Source organism: Vibrio sp. 10N.222.49.C9 (genome assembly GCF_041474985.1).
Taxonomy (GTDB): domain Bacteria; phylum Pseudomonadota; class Gammaproteobacteria; order Enterobacterales; family Vibrionaceae; genus Vibrio; species Vibrio crassostreae_C.
In genome coordinates this window covers 1-528 of sequence record NZ_JBFRVD010001484.1, presented here as the reverse complement: position 1 = coordinate 528, position 528 = coordinate 1, and the positions used below count along the sequence as shown (strand labels likewise).

1 protein-coding gene is annotated in these 528 nt (G+C 47.0%); it reads left to right on the top strand.

Going from position 1 to position 528, the window contains the following annotated elements:
- Nucleotides 1–493: heme A synthase (locus tag AB4585_RS28870; protein ID WP_372172222.1), on the top strand; the 493-nt coding region annotated here is incomplete at its 5' end.
- Nucleotides 494–528 lie beyond the last annotated feature (35 nt).

Here is a 528-nt window from a genome sequence, read left to right as displayed (position 1 = left end):
CCTTCAGATTATGCTTGGAGGTTGGACATCGTCTAACTATGCCGCCCTGATGTGTACCTCTTTACCTATATGTCAAGGTGAGTGGCAAAGTCATCTCGACTTTGGCAATGCCTTTAATTTTATTCAAACCGGTTTTGATAACTACGAGTTCGGAGTGCTGGATTATGGGGCGAGAATGACGATACATGTGACACACAGGGTAGGGGCGCTGATCACGACCTCTGCGTTGCTATCATTGATGGTATTACTGTGGCGCAGTTCGCTACCCTCAGCAAGAATCTATGTAAGAGCTATTGGCTTTGGCCTTGCAGTTCAGGTTTGGTTGGGTATTGCCAACGTTATCTTTCATCTTCCGCTTATCAACGCGGTAATGCATAACCTAGGGGCCGCCCTGCTGTTGGTCACCCTAGTCGCAACTAATCACTTCGTATGGGCGAGAATAGCTGCCTCAAATTCGTTGGCTCATGATTCTGAAAGGGAGTATTCAGTATGAGTAATCTTGCAGGTTCGCAGACACTAGTTAGAACC